The organism is Bartonella sp. ML69XJBT (assembly GCF_028618515.1).
Taxonomy (GTDB): Bacteria; Pseudomonadota; Alphaproteobacteria; order Rhizobiales; family Rhizobiaceae; genus Bartonella.
On record NZ_JAQITB010000007.1, the window covers coordinates 23,450 to 44,673 of the forward strand.

Sequence of the window (21,224 nt, forward strand, 5' to 3'; positions counted from 1 at the left end):
TTTTTCATGAATGAAGGTGAAACACTTTTCCAGTTCACTCCATGGTTTATTTTCCTCATGTCCTATCTCGTTGGCTCGATCCCATTTGGGCTACTTTTTACGCGATTGGCTAGACTTGGTGATGTGAGAAAAATTGGTTCTGGAAATATTGGAGCTACGAATGTTCTAAGAACAGGAAATAAAAAAGTTGCCGCTCTGACACTTCTTTGCGATATGTTGAAGGGAACTATTGTTATTCTTGTTATAAAATATTTAAATAATCCAATAGAAAATAGTCTCATTATTTTTCTAGCTGGCTTTTTTGCTTTTTTGGGACATCTTTTTCCCATATGGCTGAAGTTTAAAGGTGGTAAAGGCGTTGCGACATATCTTGGTGTTTGTTTAGCAATCTACTGGCCAATAGCAATTTTTTTCATTGTTGTATGGATGGGGATTTTTTTACTCACCCGCTATTCTTCTTTATCTGCACTGATTACTGTAGCGATAACTCCAATATTTGCTTTTTATTTTTCCGATTCTCATTTCTATTGTATGCTGTCAGCTATGAGCATATTTGTATATATAAAACATTACGCAAATATCAGTAGATTATTAATTGGGAAAGAAAGCAAGATTGGTACGCAAAACGGGGATAAATAAAGGAATCCTTCTCACGGATCGTCAACGTCTAAATTGGTTACGATTATTGCGTAGTGAGAATATAGGAGCAGTGAGTTTTCGCAATCTCATAGATCATTATAAAACAGCAGAAAACGCTCTAGGAGCACTTCCTGAGCTCAGTAGAAAAGGCGGTCTTTCTACATCTGTTCGCATAACAACGATAGAAGAAGCAGAAAAAGAAATGCAAGAAGCCGAAAGGTTAGGTATTCGTTTTATCGCTGTAGGAGAACCGGATTATCCAACCTTTCTTAAGGTGACAGAAGCCTCACCACCTCTTATTGCCATAAAAGGTGATGTTTCAGTTTTTCAAAAACCTTCTGTTGGGATTGTAGGATCTCGAAATGCCTCAGCGGCTGGCAAAAAACTTGCTGCTCAATTTGCGCATTTTCTTGGAGATGCTGGCTTTACAACAATTTCTGGACTCGCTCGTGGAATTGATAGCATTGTACATCAGGCAAGCCTATTAACAGGCACAGTTGCGGTAATGGCTGGTGGAATTGATCACATTTACCCTCCTGAAAATAAAAAACTCTATGAAGATATTATCGCTAACGGTGGAGCAATTATCAGTGAAATGCCCATTGCTTGGAAGCCACGTGCTATCGATTTTCCCAGAAGAAACCGTATCATTGCAGGTTTATCACTTGGTCTTTTGGTTGTGGAAGCAGCATTGCGATCAGGGTCCTTAATTACCGCACGTCAAGCCGCCGAAATGGGACGATTGATTTTTGCCGTTCCTGGCTCTCCACTTGATCCAAGGTCTGTTGGTACAAACAATCTCATCAAGGACGGCGCTCAACTCACCACGCATCCTGCTGATATCATAGAAACGCTTACACCATTAATTCCTGCTTCCCCGAATTCTCAACTCAATTTTTTTGAGGAAGAGGATGCAGCCTCTCTACAATTTGAAAAGGACAATTTTAGTACACCTCATGAAAAATATCAAAGCCCTTCTTGCCTTGGAGATGACAAAGAACGTGCTCTAGTTCTCTCTGCCCTTTCCACAACACCCATTGACTTAGATACACTCAGTACCCATTCAGGTGTTGCACTCCCAAATCTCTACCTCTTGCTGGTTGAGCTTGAGCTTGCTGGAAAGCTTACTCGACATGCTGGTGGTTATGTGTCATTGTCGAGTTTGGATCTTCCCCAAGAGCTTCAGCACTATTAATAATACTTTGCCCTTCTTTGGCAACCATATCCAAAAGCAGTGCTAAAAGTGGGCTGTGCGCTTGACGTGCCATTTGATTCATTTGTTTGGACATATCTGTAATATATTGGATAACTTTTAAATGATTTATAAACATAATTTTCTATCCTTGAGCATTTTCCCTCCTACTTCTCAACAGATGTTATCTTAGTATTTTGCCGTATGTTTTTGTATTAACAATATAAAATAAATCTTATAATTCCATATAGGGTGTATTTGAATAATAACAATTACAAGTTGTACAATATTAATGTTTTTTGTATGACGAATATTTTTTTATGTGCTCTTAACCAATTGCTATTAGCTATTCGTGTGAAAGAGGATTATAGAAAAGTTTTTATTTCAACATTCGGGTAAAATTATGAATATCGTTATCGTTGAATCACCAGCAAAAGCAAAGACAATTAATAAATATCTTGGATCTCAATACAAAGTCGTAGCATCATTTGGACATGTTCGTGATTTGCCTGCAAAAGATGGCTCCGTTCTACCCGATCAAGATTTTTCTATGAAATGGGATATAGATTCTGTTGCCGCGAAACGTTTAAATGAAATAGCAAAAGCAGTTAAAGAAGCTGATAGCCTCATCTTAGCAACCGACCCTGATAGAGAAGGAGAAGCTATTTCTTGGCATATTTTGGATGTTCTTCGTCAAAAAAAAGTTTTAAAGGATAAACCTGTTAAACGGGTTGTATTCAATGCGATCACCAAAAAGTCTGTGCTTGATGCCATGAACAATCCACGTGATATTGATACATCACTTGTAGATGCTTATCTTGCACGTCGTGCTCTTGATTATCTTGTTGGTTTTACGCTCTCGCCTGTTTTGTGGCGTAAACTTCCCGGTGCACGCTCTGCTGGTCGTGTTCAATCTGTCGCTTTGCGTATTATTTGTGATCGTGAAGCAGAAATAGAACATTTTATCAAAGAGGATTATTGGTCTCTTACAACAGACTTAAAGACCATCAGAAATGATAGCTTTCAAGCAAGATTAACAATGTTTAATCAAAGGAAAATTGGCAAACTTGATATTCAATCTCAAGAACAAGCAGATCAAATTCGCCTTATGTTGGAGAAAGCAAAATATCGTACATTCAGTGTTGAAGCAAAGCCGACAAAAAGAAATCCTGCGCCCCCATTTACAACATCTACTTTACAGCAAGCTGCTTCTTCAAAATTAGGATTTTCAGCTTCTCGCACTATGCAAATTGCTCAAAAACTTTACGAAGGTGTTGAAATTAATGGTGAAACGGCGGGGCTTATTACCTATATGCGTACCGATGGTGTGCAAATAGCGCCAGAAGCCATCGATTCAGCACGAAAAGTAATTCATGAATCTTTTGGCAGTGATTATATCCCTGAAAAACCACGTTTTTATTCAACAAAAGCCAAAAATGCACAAGAAGCGCATGAAGCTATCCGCCCCACAGATTTTCAACGTACTCCCAATCAAGTACGAGGTTTTCTCGATAGCGATCAGGCAAAGCTCTATGAGTTAATCTGGAAGCGCGCTATTGCCAGCCAAATGTGTTCTGCTGAAATTGAACGTACAACCGTTGAAATTGAAGCACAGCAAGGAGAAAACCATGCAAATCTACGTGCAACAGGTTCTGTTATTCGTTTTGATGGCTTTATTTCTGTTTACACGGATCAACGAGAAGAAGAAAACAGTGAAGAAAATGAAACAACACGTTTGCCACAAATAAACACTGGTGAAGCACTTGAAAAAGAAAAAGTCGAAGCTACACAACATAGCACAGAACCACCACCCCGTTATTCTGAAGCTTCCTTAATTAAGAAACTTGAAGAGCTGGGAATTGGTCGTCCTTCAACCTATGCCTCTACGTTGTCCACATTGTGTGATCGCGGATATATTATCATTGATAAACGAAAACTTATTCCTGATGCTAAAGGACGTATCGTTACAGCCTTTCTTGAAAATTTCTTTAATCGCTATGTAGAATATGGTTTCACAGCAGACCTTGAGGAAAAACTAGACCTTATATCGGATGGAAAACTTTCTTGGAAAGATGTCATGCGCGATTTTTGGGATGGATTTAACGCGTCTATTAGCAATATTAAAGAACTGCGTATAACCAATGTCCTTGATGTTTTAAACGTGACATTAGCTCCTCTTGCTTTTCCTGTACGTGAAGACGGAAGTGATGTTCGTTCTTGTCCCCTTTGTACAAACGGTGAATTATCCTTAAAGCTAGGGCGTTATGGTGCATTTGTTGGCTGCTCCAATTATCCCGAATGCAAATATACACGCCAACTTGGCACAGATACTGGAGAAGAGAATGAAGTCATTCGGAATGATGAACCTGTTATGCTCGGTGTCGATCCTCAAACAGGAAAAGATATTTCTCTTCGCAATGGTCGTTTTGGTCCCTATATTCAACTTGGTGAAAGCAAAGAAGCCAAGCGTTCAGGACTGCCAAAAGAATGGCAGGCAGAAAATATCACTCTTGATAAAGCCTTAGCTTTACTATCCCTACCCCGTGAAATTGGTACACATCCTGAAACAGGCAAAATGATTACAGCAACTATCGGACGCTATGGCCCTTACCTTACGCATAATGGTAAGTCTGCTCCCCTTCTTCACGCAGATGACGTTTTTGATATTGGCATCAACCGTGCTGTTACAGTATTGGCCGAAAAACAAGAAAATAAAGCAACGCGGAGCAGGACAACATCGGCAGAACTCGCAACATTAGGAGAACACCCTGATGGAGGAACTGTCACCGTACGCAATGGACGTTATGGTCCGTATGTTAATTGGGGCAAAATTAATGCGACATTGCCAAAAGATAAAGAACCAATTAGTGTAACACTTTCAGAAGCATTAGAACTTATATCAGCTAAAGCATCTCATAAAAAAGCAACCGGTAAGGCTTCCAGTAAAAAAGTAACGACAAAAAAAGCTCCTTCCAAAAGAAAAGAGACATAAATTTTGGCTCAAGGCGAAAAAAAAACAAAATATTTTCAATCATTCAGTATGGAAAAACTGCCCCAAAAAGCAGAAATCCTTTCCTTTATAAATGAGAATCCTGACCAATCAAGTAAACGAGAAATCGCCAAAGCTTTTAACTTAAAAGGTGATTCTCGTATCTGGCTAAGGGGTATTTTACGTGAACTGAAAGATCAAAACCTCATATCAAAACAACGTAAAAGAACAATAAACAAAGGAAAATTGCCGCCAGTTGCTTTAGTAAAAATTAGTGGACGCGATGAAGATGGCAGTTTGATCGCACAACCTGTTGAATGGGAAGATGGACCAAAACCAAATATTGAAATACACTCTTTTCATCGCATAAAAGGGGCAAGCATTGGGATTGGAGATCATGTTCTCGTAAAAATTTTTCGAACTAAAACATCTCAAAGTTTTCCTTATACAGGGAGAATTATCCGTAAAGTTGAAGTGTCACCAAAGAGCATATTTGGTATTGTACGAGAGTTGAAAAATGACCAATGGCGACTTGACCCTATAGAGCGAAAAACGGACGAACTCATTATTGAGAGCTCTGAGATATCTTCAAATATGAAGATAGAAGCAGGAAACCTTGTTGAAGTTGAAATTAAAAAAAATACCGGTTATGGACTAAAAACAGCACAAATAAAGAATGTTTTAGGGCATATTGACAGTGAAAAAACACTCTCAATGATTGCGCTTCTTTCAAAAGGCATTCCTTATATTTTTCCTGAAGATGTGCTTGAGCAAGTCAAACATATCAAACCCGCCAACAGAGAAAATCGTGAAGATTGGCGGCAATTACCGTTTATTACAATTGATCCATTCGATGCAAAAGACCATGATGATGCCGTTTATGCAACAAAAGATCAAGATCCTGCCAATGTTGGAGGTTGGATTATTGTCGTCGCAATTGCAGATGTTTCTTATTATATCAAAACAGGAAGCCCTTTAGATAAAGAAGCATTAAAACGAGGAAATTCTGTTTATTTTCCTGATCGTGTTGTGCCAATGCTGCCAGAACGCATTTCTAATGATTTATGTTCTCTGCGTGAAGGAAAAGAAAGACCAGCTTTGGCCGTTCGGATGATTTTCGATGCAAATGGTAATAAACGAAAACACAGTTTTCACCGTGTTATGGTGCGTGTTGTAGCTAAGTTCTCTTATCAAGAAGTGCAATTAGCAATTGAAGGAAATATAAATAAAAAAACTGCGTCCTTTTTCGAGAATGTTTTACAACCATTATGGGACGCTTATAGGTGTCTCAAAATCGCGCGGAATCGTCGACAACCGTTGGAATTAGAAATAGCAGAAAAAAAGATTATTCTTGATCAAAATGGATGTATTAAAGATGTTGTTAGTGAACCACATTTAGAAGCACATCGTTTGATTGAAGAATTCATGATACAAGCAAATATTGCCGCTTCTGAAACATTAAAAGAACATCACCAACCCCTTATCTATCGTATCCATGAAAAACCTTCTCTTGCAAAACAAGAAATACTACGAAGTTTTCTACAAAGTTTTGGAATATCACTCTCTCGAGGTGCAGAGCTTACATCTGCACGCCTTAATAATATTTTAGCAAAAGTTATAAATACCCAACAACAAGAATTGGTTAATCAAGTTATTTTACGCACACAATCTCAAGCAGAATATAATCCTCAAAATATTGGTCATTTTGGTTTGAATTTACATAACTATACACATTTTACATCACCCATTCGCCGTTATGCTGATCTTATTATTCATCGTGCACTCATTAAAGCTCTAAAATTAGGCAATGACCAATTAACAAAAACACAAGAACAAAATCTTGCGGAAATTGCCACGCAAATTTCCTTATATGAGCGCCGTGCAATGGTCGCTGAAAGAGAAACCGTTGATCGACTTGTCGCCCATTATTTAACCAACAAAATCGGCTGTATTTTTACAGGTCGTGTTTCTGGTGTAACAAAAGCTGGACTTTTTATCTCACTCGATAGGCTTAATACAGATGGTTTTGTACATATTACGACACTTAAAAATGATTATTATTATTTTGATGAAGTACAACATACTCTTGTGGGAAAGCGTAGTCACAAAGGCTATCAACTAAGTGATATTGTAGAGGTAAAACTTATAACAGTACAGCCTTTTGCGGGTGCTCTATGCTTTGAGCTCTTAACAGAACCTCGTCCAATAGCTTTTTCATCGAGATCTTACCATAAAAACAAACTTATAACGAAAAAACAAAGACATGCTTTTTATAGAAGAAAGAATCTTAACTAAACAAAAAATTAAAACAAATTATTATAACTTTTATTTAAAAGATTTTAAACGCTTGTGAGAGAAATTTAATAGTTATGTTATTTCCCTAAATTGAATATTATTGATAATAATTACAAAATATTGATTATTAAAAAATAAGAAACACTCTATAATTTGTAGTAATTATATTATTTAATATAATCATAATCAGATAAAAATTTGAAAGAACTTTCTGTATGAAATAACTGAAAAAGTTACAAAGGATAGGTTTGTATTTCTTTTATTCCAAGTTAACGTTTCATTAGCCTCATAAATAAAAGCACAATTAAGCCATCTACATGATAAAAAATTTGAATTCTCATAATAATTCTTTATGCGTAAAACCGTTGCAGCTATTACAACCGTTAGCACTGTTGGATAGCATTGGAAAGACAACTTGTTTCACTTCTCATGACAGAAAAAGGTATTTTAAGTAGAAAATCGAGCCATCGACTATAGCAAAAATAATTGGCAGAATTGCTACAATTATTGCTGCCATATTCACTACTCGAATCACCTTATAGCTAGGTATTATTCAAACAATATTGATAATGATGATCATAGGGACTTTGCGTTTTTAGAATTCTATGTTTTAAAAATCCATATGAATTTGGTTCATTTGAAGATTTATATTACATTTGACGATAACAATTCTTTTTATCCTGTCAGAGTTTTCAAAAAATGGTTGAGCATCAGTTAAAGCATGCCTTAATACAATTAATTTATACTATTATAGTAAAACTTATGAGAAGTCACTGCTAGCAAAGGTAGGAGCACAGAGTTTTATGTCTTTTGCGACAGACTATATCCTTATTGTCCTTTATTCTATACTAATTCTTATAGTTTGAAAATGAATTTTAAAGTTTAAAGAGAATCAGCAGAGGTTATGCGTTTTCTATCTTTTTCATATTCCAAGCATCATTGATGAAAGTCTTTCTTTACCGTGCTATCCAAATGGATAATTCTTATAACACCCTTTAATTTATTTATTGGATATAACGAAAATGAGACTGCACATTTTATGGCAACGCTCACACTTAGTAATATTTTCTTCTTAATTCCTATCAAGATTATAAGCAATTATGCAAAGGATCGGCATTATCCTAAGGCTGAGCCGTCTTAGGTTTTTGGGGAAATTTTATGATATTATGGATAACAAAACACCAATGACTTTTGATATTGGCTCTCTTTTTCCTCGGATGTGTGTGAGCCAATCTTTACACAATAGAACGCACATATCTTGGTGCGCTTTTTAAAGGACATAAACTGGCTATGCTCATTCTACTTATATTTTTGTTATGGAATTGATATATTTATGGGACAAATTCTTACAGTCAAACCATGGATATCTTTTCACGCTTTGATTTTTCAGCAGCCATCACTTGTTTTTTTATCTTATCCGTGATTTTGGTGTTTGGACATATTATCAGAAAATTAATCAGCTCTTGACTTTTTTTAGAACATCCGTAGTGTTGCCGCAAAATCTGATTATATGAAAAATAGATTTTAAGAATAAGGCAATATTGTTTTTCGATATAATATAAATAGGAATCTTAAATTATGGCTAAGGCAGCAACCATTAAGATCAAGCTTTTATCAACTGCAGATACTGGTTTTTTCTATGTGACGAAGAAAAACAGTCGTACAATGACAGATAAAATGAGCAAACGTAAATATGATCCAGTTGTAAAAAAGCACGTCGAATTTAAAGAAACAAAAATTAAATAAGTGGGTTATATCGTTTAACTGATAATTTCTAAACCCTAAAAAAGTGTTTTTACTCTTCAAAATTATTTTTGAAGAGTGTTTTTGTTTTTTTTAATTAAAGAAAGCAATCTATCTGTAAACTATGCATTTTTACGGAACGGGTTGATTTGTTTTTTGATCGCTTATCTGTATTATAATGATAAGCTTTATCATGGTATTATCTTTGATCTATTTTGATATGTAATAAAGATATAAAATGCATGACAATAACAAAATATTTCCATCACAATAAAGCGGTATTTTTATCAAGAGAATGGAAATACTCGCAGAATTTATAGGAAATTCTCACTCAATAAAACATGTTATAGTAGCAGTTTTTTAAATTTCATGAAAAAAAAGTTTTTCTCTTTTGATCAAAAAAACGTTAAGCTCAAAATTACTGGTTTTAATATTTTTATTGCTGCGCTCATTATAACAATTTATTTTAAATACATTCAAGCGTCCCCTCAAAAAGAAAATTTTTCTTCAAAAACATCTATTGAAGGTCAAGCATTTGTTATTGATGGCGACTCACTCATGATTTCTTCTATCATGATTCGGCTTGCAGGAATCGACGCCCCTGAACTCCACCAATTTTGCGGTAAAAAGGAAGCACATTATCCATGTGGGCTTGAAGCAAAAAAGTATTTAGAACGACTTATAGCCAATCAACCCGTTAGATGTTATTGGCATAAAAAAGATAAATACCGTCGCATTCTTGCAACATGCAAAACAAAACAAGTCAGCAATATCAATGCAATGCTTGTACGGAAGGGTTGGGCTGTAAGTTATTATGATTACCCTCAAGAAGAGCAAGAAGCTAAAAAGAAAAAAAAAGGAATATGGCAATCCAATTTTCAACGACCGAGAGAATGGCGAAAAGCACATCCACGAACAGAATAAGAAGAATATTTTTCAATTTCCTATTTGCCCATGAAGCAACAACACTGTAACCAAATTATCAAACTTCAAAAACAAATTTATTCTTGTCGGATTTGTATTCAACAACCATGTTATCTCCCTCCTCTTCCTCATGAACCAAATCCCGTTGTTTATTTATCTGATAGGGCTTTAATTGCAATCGCAGGTCAAGCACCTGGGTTGCGTGTCCATGAAACTTCTATCCCTTTTAATGATCGCTCTGGTGAAAGATTACGTCATTGGCTAAATGTCTCGAAAGAAGAGTTTTATAATAGATCTCTCTTCGCTATTGTTCCTATGGGATTTTGTTTTCCAGGTTACGACAAAAATAAATCCGATTTGCCACCAAGACGTGAATGTCGTGAGATCTGGCATGAGAAAGTATTTCAAGCGATGCCACAAATAAAGCTTGTAATTGCTATTGGAAGTTATGCACAAAAGTGGCATATTACAGAATTGAAACATAAAACTGTTTCAGCAACCGTCAATGATTGGAGGAATATTCTTTCCATACGTCAACCTCGAGGCTATAATGTTATGCCTTTGCCCCATCCTTCATGGAGAAACACTTCTTGGTTACAAAAAAATCCATGGTTTAATGATGAGCTTGTTGTGTATTTGCGTAGTTTGGTGCGTAAATTTTTATAAACTGAATATTGAGAAAAAATATGGATCGTCTTGATCGAAAAATTCTACATCTTTTGCAAGAAAATGCGACACTCTCTGTTGCTGATATTGCTAAAAGAGTTGGACTTTCAACCACGCCTTGCTGGCGCAGGATTCAAAAACTTGAAGAGGATGGTGTTATTCAGCGTCGTGTTGCTGTCCTTTCTCCAGAAAAAGTAAATGCTCATGTTACTGTTTTTGTTTCTATTCGTACAAACACACACAGCCATGAATGGTTTAAACGTTTTTCAAAAATTGTACAGGAATTTCGTGAAGTCATTGAATTTTATCGTATGAGTGGGGATATTGACTATTTATTGCGCGTTGTCGTTCCCAATATTGAAGCTTATGATCTTTTTTATAAAAAATTAATTGCTCAAATTGATATTCGTGATGTCTCATCTTCTTTTGCAATGGAACAGATTAAATATACAACAGAACTTCCACTCAATTACATAAAATTACAAGACAAAACCAGTGAACAAGATTCTGAAAGGATTCTGTAAAACAGAATCATCTCTCAGGCGGTTAAATTCTCTTTTTCAAAAAACGCCATTTGTGTATGTGTCAAAATAGCAGCCTTGACGACACCTGCTGCCATAGCTGCACCTGTCCCTTCGCCAAGGCGCATTTTCAAATCTAGAAGAGGTTCTTGGCCAATTGTTTTTAAAAGTTTATGATGTACTGCCTCAGAAGAAACATGTCCCACAAGAGTATGATCAAGAGCTCTCGGATGCATTTTATAAAGGATTGCTGCGGCTGCTGTTGCTACAAAACCATCTAAAATAACCGGAATTTTTTCCATTCTTGCAGCCAAAATCGCTCCAACCATAGCAGCAATTTCACGTCCTCCTAATCGACGCATTATTTCAAAAGGATCATGAAAATGTTCTTTATGTAAAGAGATCGCTGTCTTGAGCGTCGCTATTTTACGCTGATAAAATTCTCCATCTGATCCCATGGCACTTTCTGTCCATTCCTCAACATCCCCACCAAACAATGCTAAACACAAAGCTGAAGCTATTGTTGTATTTCCAATGCCCATTTCACCTATACATAAAAGATCTGTTCCACCAGCAATGGATTCCATTCCAAATGCCATTGTAGCAGCTGCACTACGCTCATCCATTGCAGCATCTTTGGTAATATTCATTGTGGGATATTCCAGGGCTAAATCAAATATCTTCAAACCAAGATCATAAGCTATGCAAATTTGATTAATAGCAGCACCACCCGTTGCAAAATTTTGTACCATCTTTTGTGTCATAGATTGCGGTAATGGAGTAATATTCTCCTCTGTAACACCATGATTTCCAGAAAAAATAGCGACGAGAGGCCGTTTTATGATAGGCTTTTCTGCGCCTCTCCATCCTGCATACCAAACTGCAATATCTCCCAATTTCCCCAGAGCCCCTTGAGAATTTGTTAATTTGTTTTGCCGTTTTTTTGCCAAAGTTATAGAAAACGCATCAGCACTAGGTAAATTTGTGAGTAAAGCACGAAAATCATCAAATGGACTAACAGTCATGAAGATACCTTTTCAAATCTACAATCTTTTATGGGAATCTTGTCATATATACAGGATATGAATAATTTATTGGTTTTTTAAAAGCAGTGTTTTAAAATATAAAATATTATTTGCGAAATTATTTTGTTGCTTAATTTTCAAACAAAATGATGACTCATCTAAAATGAGATATTATAAAATATTATCAATCTGTTCTTGTATTTTTTTATATTATAATATTAACCTATTTCCATATTAAGACACATGTATCGAATAGACTATTTAGCGTGCAATATCATCTCCATATAAAGATGAGAGTTTTCTAAAATACATGAAGCTGGACTTTTAAAAATCTTCGTAAAGCAGGAAAGCTTTAAGAGAATCTGAATTTTAACATAAACTCATCTGTAAACACTTATTAAGTGAGGGCAGAAAAAGCTTCTTTTAAAACATGGATGTTCGCATCATTTTTTGTTGCATCATTTGATAATATTTGCCGCCATCGACGTGCCCCATCCCTACCATGAAATAAACCAATCATATGACGTGTCACATGAGAAAGCCGTCCTCCTAATGCGATATGTCGAGCAGCATAATCACACATAGCTTCAATAAGATCACTATCAGTCAGATCATTGTGCGGTTCACCATATATTTCAAAATCAACCTGTTTTAATAAAGCTGGATCATGATAAACTTGTCGACCAACCATGGTCGCATCACACAAAGTTAAATGCTCCTTTATCTCAAAAATAGATGTAATTCCACCATTTATCCCAATGAATTTATGTGGATATTTACGTTTTAATTTATAAACCCGTTCATAATTGAGTGGGGGAATATTGCGATTTTCTTTCGGGCTTAATCCTTGTAGCCATGCTTTGCGTGCATGTATCCAGAGTGCATCACATCCAGCATTCCAAACTTGATTGGCTAAAACATCTAAAGCGAATTCTTCATCTTGCTCATCCACACCAACGCGACATTTGACAGTTACAGGTATCGTAACCACTTGCTTCATTGCTTCCACGGCATTTGCCACAATATCAGGATGTAACATCAAGCAAGCACCAAATACACCGGATTGAACACGATTTGATGGACAACCAACATTAAGATTTATTTCGTCATAACCAAATTCTTCAGCAATTTGTGCAGCTTGTGCCAATCTTTTTGGATCTGCTCCTCCTAATTGCAAGGCAACGGGATGTTCTTCATGATTCAAAGCCAATATTTGTTTGCGAGCGCCATGGATAACAGCATCCGCTACAATCATTTCAGTATAAAGAAGGGCTTTTTTCGTTAAAAGGCGATAAAAAAATCTGCAATGCTGGTCTGTCCAACTCAACATGGGTGCTACAGCAAATTTTACGGATGATGGAGGACCATAAAATATCATAAGAAATTACTCTCTCTTCTCCACTAAGTGCTTTTCATTCATAAGACAAAGTCACCACTTTTTTCTACTACATAGAAATTCAATTCTCTTTGCCGATACATAAAAAGAGAGAAACACATCCTCTATCTTATTGGTTTTCATAATTGATCTAAAATTTTAGCTAAAACAAATATAAGAAAGAAACATAATAGACTACTCTTAACGAAATGCGTTTCAGATATTATGTCCATGCAACAAGTGCTATAAGATATGAAATTATAATAAAAATTGATTTGAACGGTTCTCCTTACCACTTATATGCGCTTTTAAAGATTATATGGGCATTATCTACTACAATCTGTAAGCTATTTGGAGATTGATGAACAATAAATGAAAATATTATAAGAATGTATCATTATGGCTTCTTTTTTATAAGATTTCTCCATTTATTACATAAATGATGTATAAAATACCCAGTCTTCTCCATCGCTCAAAAGATAAAATATCTCTTCCCTATATACTTAATCAGATCAATTCCCTCTCTAATGAATGTACTTCATTTCATTGAATCTACAGGCAAGCCTTGCTCCTGAATATTTCATTTAATTTCATCATTTTATATTTTCAATATGCACAAATATTTTTATATTATCACCTCGAAGGAGAATCTATACAGAACTATAAATAAACTCTTTAACAATTTGAAATTATTATTAAATTTTGTTAAATTCATTTTTGATTTTGTATATAAGTAGAAAGAATCTGCATCTCGTTCTCATTAAATAAAAGTCCAAGTTTTGAACGGCGCCACAACACATCTTCACATGTTTTTGCCCATTCCTTTTCGATTAACCATTTGACTTCTATTTCATAGAGTCCATGTCCAAAATCTTTTCCTTTATCTGCTTTGCCATTTGCAAATATCACAAATGCTTCTGAACCATAAGAGCGTGCAAGTCTGCGATATGTAAAAGCATCTAAACCTGGAAGTAAAAGAGCGATTTTCTTTTCAATTATCTCTAAGCTATCATACGGAAAATCACCCCCAGGAAGCGTTGATTTTTTTGTCCACGGTGCTCCCTTTGTCCCAAGAGCTTTTTCAACAAATTTCATCGCATCTTCAGCGAGTTTGCGATAAGTTGTAATTTTACCACCATAAAGATTAAGAATCCGTGGCACATTTTCTGTACCCATTTCTTTTAAAACATAATCACGTGTGATTTCTTGTGCCTTTGAAGCACCATCATCATAGAGCGGACGAACACCAGAATAGGTCCAAACAATATTCTCACGCAATATGGGTTGAATGAAATATTCACTCGCTGCTGCACAGATATAATCAATTTCTGCATCTGTAATATGGACATGAGCGGGATCTCCCTGATAATCACAATCTGTTGTTCCAAGCAATGTAAACTCTTCTTGATATGGAATAGAAAAGAGAATACGTCCATCACCGTTTTGAAAAATATAAGCACGATCATGGGCATAAAGCTTAGGAATCAGAATATGAGACCCCCTCACAAGCCGTACAGGAGGATTTTCTTTACAGTCTAATACATTTGTCAGAATATGATTAATCCAAGGACCTGCCATATTTGCAATATAAGAAGCTGTCACACAATATTCTTTACCAGTTAATTTATTTTGAAGAGTGATCAGCCATTTTTCTTTTTCTCTTTTTAAAGAGAGAACTTCTGTCCGTACTTTTATATCGGCTCCGTACTTTTCAGCATCACGAGCATTAGCAATGACCAAACGCGTATCATCTACTCTTGCATCAGAATATTCAAAACCTTTGCTGTATTTTTTCTTAAGTATGGAAGGAAAGTTTTTTGAAAAATGAACTGTTTTACTGCGCCATAATTTCTGATTCCAGTTTCCTAAATAATCATAAATGAAGAGTCCCAAACGCAACATCCAAGCAGGACGCAATTCTTTATGATAGGGGAGAAGAAAGCGCAAAGGACGCACAATATGTGGAGCCATACGCCAGATAACTTCTCGTTCTTTTAACGCTTCACGAACCAGTTTAAACTCATAATGTTCAAGATAACGAAGTCCACCATGAATAAGCTTTGTCGATGCACTTGAGGTTCCCGAAGCAAGATCATTCATCTCCGCTAATCCCACTTTAAACCCGCGTCCAGCGGCATCTCTTGCCAGCCCACACCCGTTTATTCCTCCACCAATGATAAATAAATCATAATGCATCATGGTTTTCATAATTTTACTTTTCATCATTCAATTTAATTCATTCTACTGTACCCAATTAAAGTACCTGTAAAATGCTCTTAATCGGATTATCAATGTGCTTTTTTTCACAATAAACATGTATAAAATATTTTAGATACCATCATAAATGAACACAGATAAAAAGAAAGGAAATTTCAGTCCTTAAAGAACATAATCATTGTAAATGTGCATCATATCAAATCTTCTTAGAGAAAAAAGTTGATGTTTTCTCTGCAACCTACTAGATATATGCTATAGTTGAGGGCTTATATTGCATATAAGCAATAGTTTTCATAGACTTTGACTTTAAGCATTATAATAGAAATATGAAGGCGTATATAAATGATCCATCAGTCTCAACATTCAAAAACAACGTTTATTGCTAGACTTTTAGCAACAATTCTGTTGGGCCTTTTAACCTTTTCATCTTCTCTATCAAATGCAACATCCAGCAATAAAACAGCAAATCATTTAAGCGCGGAAAAGCTTAAAACACAACTTCTAGAAGATCCTTCTTTTTTATCTAAACTCAAAGAAAAAATTACACCACAGATCGATCATCATGATATTCAAAAAATTGTAAGGGATTATTTACTCACGCATCCAGAAATTATGATTGAAATGCAGCTTGTTCTCCAAGAAAAGTTGGAAAAGAAAAGCGCACAAGATGCACAAACACAAGCTTCAATCATTAACTTTTTAAAAAAAGAAATTTTTCACTCCCCTCATGACGCTGTTTTGGGAAATCCAAATGGTAAAAGAGTGCTGATTGATTTTTTTGATTACAATTGTGGATATTGTAAGATGTCCTATTCATACATAGAAAACTTAATAAAAGAATACCCAGATTTACGAGTCGTTATTAAAGATTTGCCTATTTTAGGACCTGATTCTATGGCAGCACACACTGTTGTTTATGCTTTTCGGAAACAATTTCCAGAAAAATATTCTCAGTTTCATAAAGCACTTTTAACCAGTGAAAGTCGTACGAATGAAGCTAAAGCTATAAAAATAGCAGTTTCGTTAGGAGCAGATGAAAAAAAATTGCGCGATGCAATAAAAGATCCTAATCTTCAAAGTCCCTTTAAAGAGAATATTCAAATTGCCTCTCAGCTCAATATTACAGGTACACCTTCTTATATCATTGGTGATAAAGTGTTTATCGGAGCCATAAGCCAAGATATGTTAAAAGAAGCCATAAAAAATATACAGTAAATATCTTTTCTCTACCTTGTCACTTTTATAAAGAATACTGTCAATGAAATGATTTTATGCTTTTTCTTTTTCGATAACAGACTTATAAGTGCAAATTTGCGTAACAAATACCAGTTTAAGATTACAAAGTGTAATTCTAAAAAAGTAGATAGTTTTTAAAGCCCTCAAATGGTCATCCGTAGTCTAGAGATATTCAGTCATAAGCATTAGGTAATTGGCGATCTTCATTGATCAAGGAGTTAGAGATAAAATGGCAAAAAAAAAGATAGACGCGGGACAACATACCGCAATTGATACAAAAATTATTCGCGACCTTGCTGAAATTTTAAATGATACAAATTTAACGAATATTGAGCTCGAACAGGGTGGACTTCGTATTTGTGTCTCACGCCAAAATATTTCAACACCTCCTGAACAAACAATTTATGCCCCTGTTTCCCCTACAGTTTCTGTAACTTCGCCCCCTACTCCGGAATCGGCCTCTCCTATAAAAGAAGATAAATTTAAAGATGCAGTAACATCTCCAATGGTTGGAACGGCCTATCTTGCGTCTTCGCCAGGAGCACAACCTTTTGTAGAAGTAGGACAGAATGTTTCTGAGGGGCAAACATTACTTATCATTGAGGCAATGAAAACGATGAATCAAATTCCATCACCGCGCTCAGGTACGGTGACCACTATTCTTGTAAAAGATGGCCAACCCGTTGAGTTTGGCGAACCACTTATTGTTGTTGAATAAAACGAGAGGCAACTATGATTCGAAAAATCCTCATTGCTAATCGAGGAGAAATTGCTCTTCGCGTTTTACGGGCTTGCAAGGAACTAGGTATCAAAACCGTAGCTGTTCACTCTACTGCTGATGCTGATGCAATGCATGTTCGTCTTGCTGATGAAAGTGTTTGTATAGGTCCTCCCCCAGCGCGCGATTCTTATTTGAGTGTTCATCAAATTATTGCTGCGTGCGAGATTACAGGAGCTGATGCTGTTCATCCTGGCTATGGCTTTCTTTCTGAGAACGCAAAATTTGCCGATGTTTTAGAAGCCCATAATATTACATTTATTGGTCCAACAGCTGCGCATATTCGAATCATGGGCGATAAAATTGAAGCGAAGAAAACCGCTAAAAAACTTGGAATCCCTGTAGTCCCTGGCTCAGATGGAGCTGTCAGCGAAGAAGCGGATGCTCTACGCATTGCGCATGAAATTGGTTATCCAGTTATTATTAAAGCTTCTGCTGGTGGTGGTGGACGCGGTATGAAAGTTGTTCATTCTGAAGAAGAGTTTGCTATGGCTCTCAAAACAACCCGTTCGGAAGCGGAAGCAGCTTTTGGTGATGATGCAGTTTATATCGAAAAATATTTAGAAAAGCCCCGTCATATTGAAATTCAAGTTATAGGTGATGGCGCAGGAAATGCTATTCATTTAGGAGAGCGCGATTGTTCACTTCAACGGCGTCATCAGAAAATATGGGAAGAAGCAACTTCGCCTGCATTAAATGAAACTGAACGGAAAAAAATTGGTGACATTGTCGCAGATGCTTGTGCACAACTTGAATATCGTGGAGCAGGTACCATTGAGTTTCTTTATGAGAATGGCGAATTCTACTTTATTGAAATGAATACACGTTTACAAGTCGAACATCCTATAACTGAGGCCATTACAGGCATAGATTTAGTTCATGAACAAATTCATATTGCATCAGGCAACAAACTTTCAGTTGCACAAGAAGATATCAGCTTCTCTGGCCATGCTATTGAATGCCGTATTAATGCGGAAGATCCTCTTACCTTTACACCATCACCAGGAACCATTACACATTTTCATACACCTGGAGGCTTAGGAATTCGGGTTGATTCGGGTGCTTATTCAGGTTATCGGATTCCTCCTTATTATGATAGCATGATTGGGAAACTGATTGTTCATGGGCGTACCCGTTTAGAATGCATGATGCGTTTACGACGTGCTTTAGATGAATTTGTGGTCGATGGAATCAAAACCACATTGCCTCTCTTTCGCGATCTCATTAACAATCAAGACGTTGCAGATGGTAATTATAATATTCACTGGCTAGAAAAATATCTTTCTAAACAATTAACTTCTTCAGAATCATAATCTGATAACAAAAGGATGAACTCTCATTATCACTTCTCTATGAAGAGTCATACATGGAAATAGCATCCAACATCATTATAAATAATAGTAATAAAATAAAGGAACTGATTATTTTATAAATTTGTTATGAAAGTTTTTAAAATATGCACTAAATCTGAAAATTTTCTATTTTCCTTTTTGTGAGTTTGTGCTACCTCGTACGTGGTTATGCCCTTATAGCTCAGTTGGTAGAGCACCTGATTTGTAATCAGGGGGTCGGGAGTTCGAGTCTCTCTGGGGGCACCATTTTCCTTATGTTAAACTATAAGTTTTGAGTTTAACTCATGTTCTTAAACATGAGAGATATCAAAGTAAAAGCTATGGAATAGGACGTTTTCAACGTGCCTCAACAAAAAACATTGTTGCCAAATTATTCCTAATTTTTCGTTGAATTTTGCAAGTTCTTTTGGGTAAATCATTTAATATTCTAATAAAACGCGTTAACAGCTTCATGTTTCAATGGATTAGAAGGCTTTTTCAGCACATAAGTGATTCAAGCCATAAAACTCTATAAGTCTTATCTTCCGTGCTAACCGGTTACTGATTTTCTTCCTACTTTTACAGAAAATAAAAATGATACAGATATATCTATTTTTAGCCATATTTAAAAGGCGTTCTGAGTAATCCATACGAAGTTTGTGTAAAAATCTTACCAAATTATCTAACCATCTAAAAAGTCCTGTTAAAATGAAGTATTATCTTTCTGTTTATAATAAATCTTTTTGAGATTCTTTTCAATTATTGTGAAATAGCACTTCTTTTTGAGGTATTTTTTACTGTACCAGATATCCAGAGGGTCTCTACTCCTAAAAAATCGAAATCCTTAAAGATCTCTCGCATTGAATCATAATCATTCAGACTCAATACCAATTCGCCTTGGATAATTTTGAGAATTTTTGCCATGCTCACAAAATCATTTTCAATAAAATTTCCAGAGCTATAAGACTTTTTTACAAGATATGGTGGGTCTAAATAAAACAAACTGTCGGGAACATAAAAAAATCAAGATAGTTGTATCAAGCAATTTTTGCCTAACACGCCTTATTCTTTTTAAACAACACCATGGATATTACCCTCTAGGACTTCCATGCTGATAAACATAGCCGTCTTCTATTTTGTTTCTTACCACAGTAGATATACAAGAAAATATCTTGTGCTTTCTCAAATTGAAAAGCAATTGTAACATTAACAGAAGCACACACCATATTGACAGAAGCCTCCTTATTTCAGGGTTTAGCCTTTTTGTTATATTGCCAATTCCTTATCTGTCACTCACTCAATCAAAGAAATTTTCTCCTTTGCTATAAAGTTTATACGCTTTATTGCTAGTAATAATGCCACTGCTGATTTTTAGTCTAATGGAACTTTACCTCTATTTTGGGAGAAAGAACTATTTTAGTTTTCTCTCCCCATTGGTATTTTTGATCCGGTCACTTTTTAAAGTGATGAGCGTAATGCTGAAGATTGCTTTTGTAAAACTTTTCTTGCTTTTTGATGTCGTTTTTCATTCTCAAAATGCATTAATAAAGCGCGTTCTTTTTTTGTTGCATTGGACACACCAAAGTTATCATTGTCCATAAATTGCTGATATCCTGCTATCATGAGATTGGTTAAAAATGAATCACTTCGTGGAGCTTCTACAAAATAAATGCTCTTTGAATCCTGTAACTTGTACTGATAACCTGCTTTAGACATACACTCATAAATTGATGCAAACTCACTCACACGCGAATTTGTATCTTCAGGCGAAGCATAAACTGGTTTCCAACCACATTTTGATAGAGCCTGTTGAATAGTAGCTTTATCAACACCTGGTTTTTCCCATAATGCCAAGGCTGATGGAGACGGTTGATTAATACATCCAGCCGTGCCTAAAAGAGTTATGGCGCTTAATAATTTCAAGATTTTTTTCATTTCCCCCCCCTCTTTTAATGGACTTATTTAAGATAAAAAGGCTTATAATCCTACTAATTTTTTATCCTAGTTTTTCAAAACAGTCTAGAGTTGAATTGATGGATTAGGGAAACAATTCTACACAGATAAGAAAAAAGAATATAAAAATTATTGATGATTATTAGCAATAAGACTTAAAGTCTGACATTTGTATTATTCTGAATGCTTTTATAAAAAGAACTATTTAAGCACTTTTTAATATTTCATCTGAAGGATGAGGGTGCTAGGATGACAAATGAGAAGTTCAAAATTTTATACCAACTCAGTTTTCCACATTTATCAAAAATTTCGCTTGAACCATGCAAGCATTAATGGAAAC

At 35.6% G+C, this 21,224-nt stretch carries 17 protein-coding genes and 1 tRNA gene; 12 read left to right on the forward strand and 6 right to left on the reverse strand.

All coding sequences use genetic code 11. The features are described from left to right. Positions 1 to 6: 6 nt before the first annotated feature. Both plsY and dprA read left to right on the forward strand, forming a co-directional pair. The gene (gene plsY / locus PVV68_RS03720) at positions 7 to 639 is read left to right on the forward strand and encodes a glycerol-3-phosphate 1-O-acyltransferase PlsY (RefSeq protein WP_273720398.1); all 633 of its coding nucleotides are present in this window, start codon (positions 7 to 9) and stop codon (positions 637 to 639) included. After that, entirely contained in the window at positions 614 to 1,834 is a 1,221-nt protein-coding gene (dprA, locus tag PVV68_RS03725; RefSeq protein WP_273720396.1) for a DNA-processing protein DprA, read from the forward strand. Before plsY ends, dprA begins: the two co-directional genes overlap by 26 nt. Here the strand turns inward: dprA and PVV68_RS03730 are convergent. Then, entirely contained in the window at positions 1,764 to 1,970 is a 207-nt protein-coding gene (locus tag PVV68_RS03730; RefSeq protein ID WP_273720394.1) for a hypothetical protein, read from the reverse strand. The genes dprA and PVV68_RS03730 overlap by 71 nt on opposite strands. A gap of 264 nt (positions 1,971 to 2,234) precedes the next feature. On the opposite strand from PVV68_RS03730, the gene topA reads away from it, so the two are divergent. The 6 genes from topA (at position 2,235) to PVV68_RS03760 (ending at position 10,972) form a co-directional block, all read left to right on the forward strand. Further along, entirely contained in the window at positions 2,235 to 4,823 is a 2,589-nt protein-coding gene (topA, locus tag PVV68_RS03735) for a type I DNA topoisomerase (RefSeq protein WP_273720393.1), read from the forward strand. 3 nt (positions 4,824 to 4,826) lie between these two features. Next, entirely contained in the window at positions 4,827 to 7,115 is a 2,289-nt protein-coding gene (gene rnr / locus PVV68_RS03740; protein ID WP_273720391.1) for a ribonuclease R, read from the forward strand. Positions 7,116 to 8,693: 1,578 nt separating this feature from the next. Further along, entirely contained in the window at positions 8,694 to 8,861 is a 168-nt protein-coding gene (rpmG, locus tag PVV68_RS03745; protein ID WP_004864083.1) for a 50S ribosomal protein L33, read from the forward strand. A 366-nt stretch (positions 8,862 to 9,227) separates the two neighbouring features. Then, positions 9,228 to 9,782, forward strand: a complete 555-nt coding sequence (locus PVV68_RS03750) for a thermonuclease family protein (RefSeq protein ID WP_273720389.1) — start codon at positions 9,228 to 9,230, stop codon at positions 9,780 to 9,782. A 30-nt stretch (positions 9,783 to 9,812) separates the two neighbouring features. After that, positions 9,813 to 10,448, forward strand: a complete 636-nt coding sequence (locus PVV68_RS03755; RefSeq protein WP_273720388.1) for a uracil-DNA glycosylase family protein — start codon at positions 9,813 to 9,815, stop codon at positions 10,446 to 10,448. 20 nt (positions 10,449 to 10,468) lie between these two features. Then, on the forward strand, positions 10,469 to 10,972 hold the full coding sequence (locus PVV68_RS03760) for an Lrp/AsnC family transcriptional regulator (RefSeq protein ID WP_273720386.1): 504 nt from the start codon (positions 10,469 to 10,471) through the stop codon (positions 10,970 to 10,972). 14 nt (positions 10,973 to 10,986) lie between these two features. Here PVV68_RS03760 and cobT read toward each other — a convergent pair whose 3' ends face one another. From cobT to glpD, 3 genes are all read right to left on the reverse strand, one after another. Next, a complete protein-coding gene (gene cobT / locus PVV68_RS03765) occupies positions 10,987 to 11,994 on the reverse strand; it encodes a nicotinate-nucleotide--dimethylbenzimidazole phosphoribosyltransferase (protein ID WP_273720384.1) in 1,008 nt (335 codons plus the stop codon). Between the two features lie 397 nt (positions 11,995 to 12,391). Continuing rightward, positions 12,392 to 13,372, reverse strand: coding sequence for a tRNA dihydrouridine(20/20a) synthase DusA (gene dusA, locus PVV68_RS03770; RefSeq protein WP_273720382.1), 981 nt, complete (start codon positions 13,370 to 13,372; stop codon positions 12,392 to 12,394). A gap of 708 nt (positions 13,373 to 14,080) precedes the next feature. Then, complete coding sequence (gene glpD, locus PVV68_RS03775) at positions 14,081 to 15,595, reverse strand: glycerol-3-phosphate dehydrogenase (RefSeq protein ID WP_273720380.1); 1,515 nt, start codon at positions 15,593 to 15,595, stop codon at positions 14,081 to 14,083. A 333-nt stretch (positions 15,596 to 15,928) separates the two neighbouring features. Between glpD and PVV68_RS03780 the strand changes: the two genes are divergently transcribed. The 4 genes from PVV68_RS03780 (at position 15,929) to PVV68_RS03795 (ending at position 19,198) form a co-directional block, all read left to right on the forward strand. Beyond that, complete coding sequence (locus PVV68_RS03780) at positions 15,929 to 16,801, forward strand: DsbA family protein (RefSeq protein WP_273782671.1); 873 nt, start codon at positions 15,929 to 15,931, stop codon at positions 16,799 to 16,801. 250 nt (positions 16,802 to 17,051) lie between these two features. Then, entirely contained in the window at positions 17,052 to 17,540 is a 489-nt protein-coding gene (gene accB, locus PVV68_RS03785; protein WP_273720376.1) for an acetyl-CoA carboxylase biotin carboxyl carrier protein, read from the forward strand. A 14-nt stretch (positions 17,541 to 17,554) separates the two neighbouring features. Then, positions 17,555 to 18,913, forward strand: a complete 1,359-nt coding sequence (gene accC, locus PVV68_RS03790; RefSeq protein ID WP_273720375.1) for an acetyl-CoA carboxylase biotin carboxylase subunit — start codon at positions 17,555 to 17,557, stop codon at positions 18,911 to 18,913. 209 nt (positions 18,914 to 19,122) lie between these two features. Further along, positions 19,123 to 19,198 (forward strand) — tRNA-Thr (locus tag PVV68_RS03795). Positions 19,199 to 19,690: 492 nt separating this feature from the next. Here the strand turns inward: PVV68_RS03795 and PVV68_RS03800 are convergent. Together PVV68_RS03800 and PVV68_RS03805 are read right to left on the reverse strand one after the other, a co-directional pair. Next, positions 19,691 to 19,855: a hypothetical protein gene (locus PVV68_RS03800; protein ID WP_273720373.1), complete on the reverse strand. Its 165-nt coding sequence runs from the start codon at positions 19,853 to 19,855 to the stop codon at positions 19,691 to 19,693. Between the two features lie 534 nt (positions 19,856 to 20,389). Further along, a complete protein-coding gene (locus tag PVV68_RS03805) occupies positions 20,390 to 20,866 on the reverse strand; it encodes a hypothetical protein (RefSeq protein WP_273720371.1) in 477 nt (158 codons plus the stop codon). Positions 20,867 to 21,224 lie beyond the last annotated feature (358 nt).

Excerpts from the sequence above, each read along its gene's own strand:
- accB (WP_273720376.1), top strand. The coding sequence starts at position 17,052 with ATGGCAAAAAAAAAGATAGACGCGGGACAACATACCGCAATTGATACA.
- rpmG (WP_004864083.1), top strand. The coding sequence starts at position 8,694 with ATGGCTAAGGCAGCAACCATTAAGATCAAGCTTTTATCAACTGCAGAT.
- accC (WP_273720375.1), top strand. The coding sequence starts at position 17,555 with ATGATTCGAAAAATCCTCATTGCTAATCGAGGAGAAATTGCTCTTCGC.
- glpD (WP_273720380.1), bottom strand. The coding sequence starts at position 15,595 with ATGATGAAAAGTAAAATTATGAAAACCATGATGCATTATGATTTATTT.
- PVV68_RS03750 (WP_273720389.1), top strand. The coding sequence starts at position 9,228 with ATGAAAAAAAAGTTTTTCTCTTTTGATCAAAAAAACGTTAAGCTCAAA.
- PVV68_RS03800 (WP_273720373.1), bottom strand. The coding sequence starts at position 19,855 with ATGGCAAAAATTCTCAAAATTATCCAAGGCGAATTGGTATTGAGTCTG.
- PVV68_RS03730 (WP_273720394.1), bottom strand. The coding sequence starts at position 1,970 with ATGTTTATAAATCATTTAAAAGTTATCCAATATATTACAGATATGTCC.
- cobT (WP_273720384.1), bottom strand. The coding sequence starts at position 11,994 with ATGACTGTTAGTCCATTTGATGATTTTCGTGCTTTACTCACAAATTTA.
- dusA (WP_273720382.1), bottom strand. The coding sequence starts at position 13,372 with ATGATATTTTATGGTCCTCCATCATCCGTAAAATTTGCTGTAGCACCC.
- topA (WP_273720393.1), top strand. The coding sequence starts at position 2,235 with ATGAATATCGTTATCGTTGAATCACCAGCAAAAGCAAAGACAATTAAT.
- PVV68_RS03755 (WP_273720388.1), top strand. The coding sequence starts at position 9,813 with ATGAAGCAACAACACTGTAACCAAATTATCAAACTTCAAAAACAAATT.
- PVV68_RS03780 (WP_273782671.1), top strand. The coding sequence starts at position 15,929 with ATGATCCATCAGTCTCAACATTCAAAAACAACGTTTATTGCTAGACTT.
- plsY (WP_273720398.1), top strand. The coding sequence starts at position 7 with ATGAATGAAGGTGAAACACTTTTCCAGTTCACTCCATGGTTTATTTTC.
- PVV68_RS03805 (WP_273720371.1), bottom strand. The coding sequence starts at position 20,866 with ATGAAAAAAATCTTGAAATTATTAAGCGCCATAACTCTTTTAGGCACG.
- PVV68_RS03760 (WP_273720386.1), top strand. The coding sequence starts at position 10,469 with ATGGATCGTCTTGATCGAAAAATTCTACATCTTTTGCAAGAAAATGCG.